Raw genomic sequence first — 8,423 nt, forward strand, 5'->3', positions numbered from 1 at the left:
AAACTCTATGATAATTTAGAGGTATCGCTTATCCCTACGATAATTTAGATATCCGAAAAAAGAGTAAGATATCGAAGAAAGATACCTTGCTTTTTTTTCGTGGTGTAAAGAAATCTGATAAATAAGGGGATTTTGTGAATACCTAGATGGTTGTATATGGAAAGTAATAATAAACTAAATTGTTAGTAGTGAAAAAATCATACTATTGTATTGCCTTTTCGGATCAATCAAAATTGTTTTTGGTAAAGGATAAATGCGTGAAATGATACAAACAGAGTATTCTTTTTTTCTATGCATGACAGGTTTCTTCGTTATGACTTTCTTGTAATTTCATTCGATATAGGGTATTATGTTTGTGCGGTAACTAAAAGTAATTAAATTGGAGGATCATTATGAAAAAAAGATTTTTGGCTTTTCTAATGGTTACTTTTTTGTTATGCGGATGTACGAGTTATGAAAGAGATGAATCGGCTGGAGAAGTCATTCAAATATCTTTGGCGGATATGGAATCAATGATGAAAAAAGGGCAAGAATTTACGATTGCCTTTACGCAATCCATGTGTGGGTATTGTGAGGACTTCCACGAATTATTTGAAAACTATCGTCAGAACCATCATGTGGTACTCTATGAAGTGCCATTAGAAAGAGAAAAAGAACAACCTAATGTAAATAGGGCAATCATACAACAATATTTTCCGGAATTTGATAAAACACCAGGCATTTTTTATGCCAATGGAGGAAAATGTATTGATAGTATTCATCAATCACAAAGAATGACGGAAGAATTATTTGATAACTGGGTGAAAAAACATAAACTTGATAAAAAAGTAAATTAGAAAGAGGCTATATGAAAAACAAAAAGAATGTATATACGTATTTTTTTGTGTTATCCGTTTTATTGATTATATATATGGGGTACACATTATTTACGACCTATCAGCAATTAAGTGCCTATTGTAATAACTATAACACAACAATGGCAGCACAGTGGGGATATTGTCTACAAACATTCCTGGCGGCGATCGTACCGTGCTTAGTCTATGCGTCTACATGCTATGGAATAGGGTATATGATTAAAAATCACTAAGGAAAGATTTTATACTGTAAGGTATCGGATAAATCTGATAAGTTGCAGTTTTTTTTATGGAAAACTAAATTAAGACAGCTATTAAAAAGTATATGTTCCTATAAAAGAAGGTAGAAATGATTAGAAATTCATTGCTATTTTCGCGAAAATTACATTTGTTACATTTACATTATTTACATCTTCATAACTAAAAAGTGTAAAAAGAATAATCAAAATTACAAACAGAAAGGGTTTACATTGATTTTACAAAGAGCTAAAATAATATTGTCAGATGCATTCTATGTCATTTCTGATGTGATGAGGTGGATATCTGTTTTATTGTTCATGAACAGTTACCGCGTATATAAAAACTTATACTTTTTGATACAATCTGATAAAAGTCTAAAACCCTGCTTTTTTTCAGGTTATTTTCTTTCAATGTATAAAAAAACAGTTAATTTCAAGTTGAAATTAACTGTGTAATAAAGTATAAGATTTGAAACATGAACAATAATGCAGAAAATAAAGGGAGGTGTTATGGAGAACGACTATGATATTCATATTTTAATAATGGAAAGGAATTTATGGGAAGGAATATGAAGAAAAAATCTATATTAAAAAAGATAGGGCCAGCATCCCTGGCAACCGTCTTAGCTTTCAGCGGTGTTTGCTCCAGTAATTTCAATATTTTAAAGGTGCATGCAGAAGAAACAAATGCGGCCTTAGGAGCAATCACAAAAGTTGAAAAAACTGGGAAAAACAAAATTGTAATCACATATGAGAATGGTTATCAAGGACAAATAACATTCCTTGAAAATGGCATCTTCAGATTTAATATTGATCCTTCAGGTAAGTTTGATCAATATGCAACACCTAACAGTAAAGATCATATCGGTAAAATTCAGCAACAGCCTGATGATTCAGATGAATATACAAAGCCAGAAGCTACTGTTACCGATGGTGATATTTTAAAGATCAGTGCTGGTAATACGATTATTGAATTTAACAAAACAACGAGCTTGATGACAGTTAAAAGAGCAGATGGCACTATCGTTATGCAAGAAAGTGAACCACTTACAATTGCATCAGGTAAAACAAGCCAAAAACTGGCTGCTTCCGCTGATGAATATTTCTATGGCGGCGGTACACAGAATGGTCGTTTCTCACATAAAGGGCAGGTTATCAAGATTGCTATTGATAATACATGGGTAGATGGCAGTGTATCATCTCCGAATCCATTCTACTGGTCAACAAAAGGTTATGGTGTTTTAAGAAATACCTTTAAAACAGGAGCTTACGATTTCCAGAATAGTAATAGTGAGGAAGTTATCGCATCTCATGATGAAAAAGAATTTGATGCGTATTACTTTATTTCTGATGCAAACGATAATGCTAAAAAAGCAGAAGAACTGCTTAAGGATTATTATAAGGTTACCGGAAATGCTGTTTTATTACCGGAATATGCTTTCTACTTAGGGCATCTGAACTGTTACAATCGTGATGGCTGGTCAACTGAGCAAACAGATGCTACCTTGAAAAATGGTAAAACCGGTGGACATACGTATTGGAAATTGGAAGATGGCCTGAAATATTGGGAAAATGGTTTAACAGATGGATATATCTTAAAACCAGATGCTTATGCAGAAACGCTAAATGGTACCGGTCCATCGACTATGACAGATAAATTTAATGCAAAAAAAGGAACAACAGAGGATATTTATAAATTCTCTGCCCGTGCCGTTATTGATGGACATGAAGATACGGATATGCCATTAGGCTGGTTCCTTCCAAATGATGGATATGGCTGTGGTTATGGTCAAAACGGCTATGAATACACAGGCGGTTCCATGGAAGAAAAAACAAAAGCAATTGATGCTAACGTACAAAACTTGAAAGAGTTTACAGATTATGCAACTTCCAAAGGTGTTACAACCGGTCTTTGGACGCAGAGTCAGTTAACTCCTTCAACAAGTTCAACACTGGAATATCAAAAACTTCGTGATTTTGATAAAGAAGTTAAAAAAGGCGGTATCACTACGCTGAAAACCGATGTTGCTTGGGTTGGTTCGGGTTATTCGTTTGGACTTGACGGTATCTCACGTGCGTATGATATCGTAACTGAAACTAAGAACAGACCAAACATTGTTACTTTGGATGGTTGGGCTGGTACACAGCGTTATGGAAGTATTTGGACAGGGGATCAGACTGGTGGCGATTGGGAATATATCCGTTTCCACATTCCAACTTATATTGGACAGAGCTTATCCGGTAATCCAAATATAGGTAGTGACATGGATGGAATCTTCGGTGGTGGAGATATCATTTCTACACGTGACTATCAGTGGAAAGCATTCACTCCACAGATGCTTGATATGGATGGTTGGGGAAACCGTGCTAAAAAACCATATTATAATGGTGACCCATATACTCCAATCAACAGAATGTATTTGAAAATGAAAGCTGAAATGATGCCTTATACATATACTTTGGCAAAAGAGGCTACGAATGGTTTGCCTATGATTCGTGCGATGTTCTTGGAATATCCTAATGAAGGAAATGCCTATAACAAACGTAATACAGAATATCAGTATATGTATGGTGACAGTTTCCTAGTCGCTCCTATTTATGAAAATCAGAAGAGTGATGAAAATGGAAACGATGTCAGAAACGGTATCTACCTGCCAGATAAAAATCAAATCTGGATTGATTACTTTACTGGTAAACAGTACAAAGGCGGACAAACTTTGAATGGCTTTGATGCACCACTTTGGAAACTGCCATTATTTGTTAAAAACGGTTCTATCGTTCCTATGTATGAAGAAAACAACAACCCACAGCCTATTTCTGATACCAATAAAAATGGTTTGGATAAGACTAAACGTGTTGTTGAATTCTGGCCGGCAGGCTCTACAAGCTTCTCACTTTATGAAGATGATGGAAACTACATTGACAATAGCAATAAAGAAGAAGTATCTTACGGTGGAAGTGTCACAACAAAATTCACATCGAATGTAGAAGGCACAACAGCTACTTTGAAAGCAGAAAAATCTGTAGGCAGCTATACAGGATACAATAGCAACCGCAATACTACCTTTGTCGTAAATGTATCAAAAGAACCTACAAAAGTAACTGCGAAAAATGGAAGCAGTGAATTAGCACTTCAAAAAGTTACTTCTCAAGAAGAATTTGATAAAGCTAGCGGAAATGTATATTTCTATAACGATGCACCTAATCTGAACAAATATACAAAAGATACTGAAAACTTCAAAGTTGACATCACAGTAAATCCTAAACTGTATGTTAAATTTGCTAAAACAGATGTTGCTAGCAATGAACAGACGTTAGTCATTGAAGGTTTTGAAAATAAAGCAGATTTCTCAAAAGACGAAGTAAATAAAGATTTAGCGGCACCTGAATTAAGCTATGACAATGAATCATTAACACCAACAAGCATTCAGTTAAATTGGACTGCTGTTGATGGAGCTACTTCTTATGAACTTAAGACGGATGGCGTAATTAACAGCGTTGGTACTGAAACTAGCTTCTTAGATAAAAACTTAGACTATCATTCTGCACATACGTATCAAATCCGTTCAAGAAATGCAGAAGGTTATTCTGAATGGAGTAATGAATTACAAGTTACAACTTTAGAAGACCCATGGAGAAATGTGCCAGAACAAAGCATCAAATGGGAGTATGGCGATCAATGGGGTAAAATAGCGCATGCAAATGATAAAAACTTCAATACGATGTTCCATTCCACAGGGGATGCAACCGGCAAAGATCTTATTATTGATATGGGCTTAGCGTATCCACTTGATAAGTTTGAATACTATCCTCGTGGGGATGCGAATGATGGATCAGGTACTGTAGGAACAGGTTCTAATGGTACGGTACATCAGTTGGATGTTTCCATTAGTATGGATGGCTGGAACTGGATCAAAGTTCAAAATGGTGCAGAACATCCTTGGAGTTATACAAAGGGTGACAGCATTCAAGACAGTGTAAAAACAGTTGATTTAACTGGTAAAACAGCACGTTATGTAAAACTGAATGTAGTTGAATCTAACGGTAAATTCTTCGCAAGTAACGGTCTTTATGTTTATAAAGCTGATGGAAGCAAAGGCTTTGCTGTAGGAAGTAGTTTACAAAAACCTACCGTAACCGAAGGCGATTATACAAATATGAGTCAGTATATCGGTAGATCTAAATACTTCCAAAAGACAACCTTTGATGCACAGATCAAGGCACATGGTGCTGACATTAACTACAATGATGTATATGATGCTTATGATTATGCATTTACAATGTTCCAGTTAGATGGCGGAACTAAGAAAACGGGTAATGTAGCGGGTAACATGCTATTCATCCCTAGTGTAGAATCTGTAAAAGCCGGGGAAAAATTCACCGTTGATATTTATGGCGATAGTATGAAGAATGTCAATGGGTTAGGAGCATTAGTTTTCTATGACCCAGCTATGATCAAAGATGTGAAGACAAGCCAGAATCCATATATCGCTTCTATGGAAAATATGAGTATTGATACACCATTCGATGATGGAACAGGGGCTTTATTGAACTTGGCATTCATGAACAGAGGTGACAAGCCTTTAACAAGTGGTAACCATATCTTGGCAACTATCACAATGACTGCAAAACAGGATATGAATCTGAAGACAAAAGCGGCTGATTCTTTCTTAACGATTGAAAACGGCATCTTAATTGGACCAAACTATTCAACAGTGAAAGCTAAGATTAACGAAGAACCACAAATTCCTGATGCACCAGCGGTTAAAGATGTAACATTGAAACAAGAAGACGTTACAATGACAATAACAAATGAATTCTTGCCAACAGATGATGGTACAAACGTTGAAAAAATGATCAATGAAAAGAAATTTGATGGATTATTTAACGGTAACAAAGCTGATGGCGGCAGTGGCGCTGGATTTGACTTAGCTTGGGACATCAAAGGTTCTAACTTTAATGAAGAATATGTAACACTTCCATTAACATTACATGCTGCCTTGAAAGAAGAACAGACATTATCTAATATCAAGTTGTTCAATCGTGCGAATTTAGGAAATGGTGCGGTTGGCAAGGTGAAATATACGATCACTTATGCCGATGATTCTAAAGAAGAAAAAGAAATCACCGGCAAACAGTTAGAATATGCTTACGCTCCTGCAAAAGCAGATACAAAAGTTAAGAATGTCGATATTGAATTATTTGCTGCTGAAGGTGCTTCAAGCAAATATATGTCTATATCAGAGCTGGAATTCGTTCATGCAGACAAAGTAAGTGTTAAAGAAGTTATTTTAGATAAAGCGAATGCGACTGATTTATTCAAAGATGAAATTAGTCCTGTTAAAGCGTCAGTTACAACAGAACCTAACGCACCTGCTAATCAATACTATAAGGTTGAAAGCTCGGATCCTAGTGTTGCAAGTATTATTATGACTGGTGAAAGCACAAATATTTCATACCTTGTACGTACATTAAAGGCTGGTAAGACAACAATTACAGTTACATCGATCACAGATCCTAGCAAAAAGGCATCTTATGAATTAACTGTAAAAGAAGGTGTCAATACGACTGATTTAATGGCGGCAATTGAAAAAGGTAATAAATATAGCAGCCTTCTGTATACAGAAGATTCTTACAAAGTATTAACAGACGCTCTGAATGCGGCTGCAGATATGTTGAAGGATGGAAATTATACAAAATCACAGGTGGATAGTGCAACGACAAGTATCTTGAATGCGATTACTGGATTAGAAGTAAAACCATTGGATAAAGAACTGCTGATTAACAAAGAAGCTAGCAATAACAAAGATGGTGTAGTTGTTAAGAGTGTTTCAAGCGAAATCACAGCTGATGATGGCGAAGATGGAGCAGCTATTAATGTCTTAGACTACAATGAGGGTTCTTATTGGCATACAAACTATCTAGTAGCAGATGAAAGAAAAATGCCTCAGGATATTGTATTTGATTTAGGCAAGGATTATACACTTAGCAATGTAACCTTCCTGCCTCGTCAGAGTAAAGGCGGAGCTAATGGCGATATCCTTAAAGCAGAAATTCAAGTTAGTGAAGATGGCAAAGAATTCAAATCTGTAGGTGTATTTGAATTTGATAACGATGGAAAATACTTAAGTAGTAGAGATTGGCAGCGAGCTGCATTTGTAGATACATCTGGAAGATATGTGAAGTTCATTGCATTAAGTACAGGTGGCGATACTATGAATGCATATGCTTCGATGGCAGAAATTCGTTTCTATGGTAAAGAGAATAAGCCTGTCGTTACTGTAGATAAATCTAAACTGGAAACAGCAATCAATGAAGCAGCTAAGCTGAAAGAAGAAGAATATACACCTGAAAGCTGGAAAGACTTTGCAAAAGCATTGCAAGCAGCTAAGGATGCATATCAATCTGAAACAGTTGATCAGACTGCTGTAGATAATGCTATTAAAGCATTGAATACGGCAAAAGATAAACTGGAAAAGAAGACTCCTAGTGTAGTTGATAAGACAATCTTGAAAGCAAAAATTGTATTTGCTGAACTATTAAAAGAGGAAGACTATACAAAAGCAACTTGGGCTGATTTTGCGAAAGCATTAAAAGCAGCGAAAGATGTGGATGCGAATGAGGATGCAACGCTTGAAGATATAAATACAGCAATTGCAAATCTGCAAAAAGCTATAGATGCTTTGGAAGAAATCAATGAAGTACCTCCTGTGAACCCAGAAACAGGAAAAGAAGCATTGAGAAAACTTGTGAACGATGCTGCAGGATTCAATAAAGACGAATATACTGCAGAAAGCTGGTCGATCTTTGAAAAAGCATTAGCTGACGCACAAAAGGTATTGGATGATAAGGATGCATCTGCTGAGCAAATCGAAAAAGCTCAAAACGCATTAACAAAAGCAATTACTGATTTGAAAGCCGCAGAAGCTCCAAAACCAGATGATCCAGATACTCCAGATACTCCAGATACACCAGATACACCAGATACACCAGAAAAACCAGATGATCCAACAAAACCAGTTGAGCCATCAAAACCAGGGGAAACTACAAAACCAGAAACTAACAAACCTGATGAAACAAAGAAGGATGAAGAAGAAGTACAAACTGGTGATACTACGAATACCGGCTTACTGGCTGGCACGATGTTAATTGCTGGAGCAGGTGCTGTAGTAGTAATGATGAAACGTAAAAAAGAAACTGACAATGAAGCGTAATACTGCGTTTTATGTCTAATTCTAAATGGATGGGCATGGTATAACGATGCCCATCTTTTTACGGGGCTCTAAATTAACGTAGGGTTTAAAGAAAAAACGCTCTAAATTATCATAGG

Annotated in this window: 3 protein-coding genes; all 3 read left to right on the top strand. The window is 36.0% G+C overall.

What is annotated here, in order from left to right; translation table 11 throughout:
* Window positions 1–392: 392 nt before the first annotated feature.
* A complete protein-coding gene (locus LI241_RS15085) occupies window positions 393–836 on the top strand; it encodes a hypothetical protein (protein WP_008690466.1) in 444 nt (147 codons plus the stop codon).
* Between the two features lie 11 nt (window positions 837–847).
* Window positions 848–1,087, top strand: coding sequence for a hypothetical protein (locus LI241_RS15090; protein WP_008690467.1), 240 nt, complete (start codon window positions 848–850; stop codon window positions 1,085–1,087).
* A gap of 575 nt (window positions 1,088–1,662) precedes the next feature.
* On the top strand, window positions 1,663–8,307 hold the full coding sequence (locus LI241_RS15095; protein WP_227151433.1) for a discoidin domain-containing protein: 6,645 nt from the start codon (window positions 1,663–1,665) through the stop codon (window positions 8,305–8,307).
* The last annotated feature ends 116 nt before the right edge of the window (window positions 8,308–8,423 follow it).

Source organism: Longicatena sp. 210702-DFI.1.196 (assembly GCF_020563125.1).
Lineage (GTDB): Bacteria > Bacillota_I > Bacilli_A > Erysipelotrichales > Erysipelotrichaceae > Longicatena > Longicatena caecimuris.